The 2,266-nt window shown below is 69.6% G+C and carries 1 protein-coding gene; it reads left to right on the forward strand.

Annotation, left to right across the window (positions count from 1 at the left end; genetic code table 11):
* Positions 1-2,266: beta-ketoacyl synthase N-terminal-like domain-containing protein (locus AB0D04_RS42610; RefSeq protein ID WP_362712870.1), on the forward strand; the 2,266-nt coding region annotated here is incomplete at both ends.

Consider the following 2,266-nt stretch of genomic DNA (forward strand, 5'->3'; position numbering starts at 1 on the left):
GGTCTTTCTGCTTTTGTGCTGTTCTCTTCTGCCGCGGGTGTGTTTGGTGCGGCTGGGCAGGGCAATTACGCGGCGGCGAATGCGTATCTCGATGCTTTGGCGCAGCACCGGCGTGTTCAGGGGTTGCCGGCGGTCTCGATGGCTTGGGGTTTGTGGGAGCAGGCCAGCGGCATGACCGGCCACCTGGAGGACGAGGACCGTTCGCGGGCAGCTCGATCCGGCATGGAGCTGTTGTCCACGTCGGACGGCTTGGCGCTGTTCGACGAGGCGTTGGCGGCTGAGGCCGCAGTGGTGGTGCCGATCGCGTTGGACCTCGGCCGGGTACGGGCGCGCGCCGCGCGCTCGGGTGTTCCGGCGTTGCTGCGCGGACTGGTGCGGGTGCCCACGCGGCGTACGGTCCAGACCGCCGGTGCCGGAGCGGGCGAGCTTGCCGCACGGCTGGCCGAGCTCGGTGGCCAGGAACAAATCCGCCTGGTGACCGTCCTGGTGTCCCAGCGCGTCGCCGAGGTGCTGGGACACGCATCGGCGGACGCCGTGGATCCGGGCCGCTCCTTCACCGACATGGGCTTCGACTCGCTCACCGCGGTCGAACTGCGCAACCGGCTCGGAGCGGCGACCGGCCTCCGGCTGCCCGCGACCCTGGTCTTCGACTATCCCAACATCGCCGCTCTCGCGAAGTATGTGGTGAGTGAGGCCACCGGCCGTGACCACGGTCAGGCCGCACCGGCGGTCCGGGCGGCCGCCCCTGACGAGCCCATCGCCATCGTCGGCATGGCCTGCCGCTATCCCGGTGGCATCGCGACCGCGGACCAGCTGTGGCAGCTGCTGGAGTCCGGCGGTGACGCCGTCTCCGCGCTGCCCACCGACCGTGGGTGGGATCTGGAGGGCCTCGCCGCCCTCGCCCCGGAAGCCCGCACGGGCTTCGAAGGCGGCTTCCTCTACGACGCCGGCCATTTCGACCCCGCGTTCTTCGGCATCTCGCCGCGTGAGGCCGTGGCGATGGACCCGCAACAGCGGCTGCTGCTGGAGACCTCATGGGAGGCGATCGAGAACGCCGGTATCGACGCGTCCACGCTACGGGGCAGCCGGACCGGCGTCTTCAGCGGCGTGATGTACCACGACTACGCGTCAGGGCTGCGCGCGGTGCCGGAAGGAGCCGAGGGCTACATCGGCACCGGTAACTCCGGCAGTGTCGTCTCCGGCCGTGTCTCGTACACGCTGGGCTTCGAGGGCCCGGCGGTGACGGTGGACACCGCATGCTCGTCGTCGCTGGTCGCCATGCACTTGGCTGCGCAGGCGCTGCGCGGTGGCGAGTGCTCGCTGGCGCTGGCCGGTGGCGTGACCGTCATGGCACACCCGTCACTGCTCGTTGAGATGTCCCGGCAGGGCGGGTTGGCCTCCGACAGCCGATGCAAGGCGTTCGCCGATGCCGCCGACGGTGCCGGCTTCTCCGAGGGCGTGGGCGTTCTGGTGCTGGAGCGGTTGTCCGAGGCACGGCGCAACGGGCATCGAGTACTGGCTGTGATGCGCGGTTCGGCGGTGAATCAGGACGGCGCGTCGAACGGTCTGACGGCGCCCAACGGCCCGTCCCAGCAGCGCGTCATCCGACAGGCGCTGGCGAACGCGCGGCTGACAGCCGACCAGGTCGATGTGGTGGAGGCGCACGGTACGGGTACGACGCTGGGTGATCCGATCGAGGCGCAGGCGCTGCTGGCGACGTACGGGCAGGGGCGTGCCGAGGACCGTCCGCTGTGGCTGGGGTCGGTCAAGTCGAATATCGGGCATACGCAGGCTGCTGCGGGTGTGGCCGGTGTGATCAAGATGGTCGAGGCAATGCGGCACGGTGTGCTGCCGAAGACGCTGCATGTCGATGAGCCGTCGTCGCATGTGGATTGGTCTGCGGGTGCGGTGGAGCTGGCGACCGAGACCCAACTGTGGCCTGGGACAGGACGGTTGCGTCGGGCGGGTGTGTCGTCGTTCGGCATCAGCGGCACGAATGCGCATGTGATTTTGGAGCAGGCGCCAGCGGTTGCTGAGGTGGCGCGGCCCGAGGCGGATGTGTTGGGTGAGGGGCCGGTGGCGTGGGTGCTGTCGGGCAAGTCCGAGGCGGGGTTGCGGGGGCAGGCGGAGCGGTTGGGTGCGTTTGTTGCTGAGCGCCCGGAGTTGTCGCTTGCGGATGTGGGTTTCTCGTTGGCGTCGTCGCGGGCGGTGTTGGACTACCGGGCTGTGGTGGTGGGGGGTGACCGGGAGTCGTTGTTGGCGGGGG

Source organism: Streptomyces sp. NPDC048483 (assembly GCF_040651455.1).
Taxonomy (GTDB): domain Bacteria; phylum Actinomycetota; class Actinomycetes; order Streptomycetales; family Streptomycetaceae; genus Streptomyces.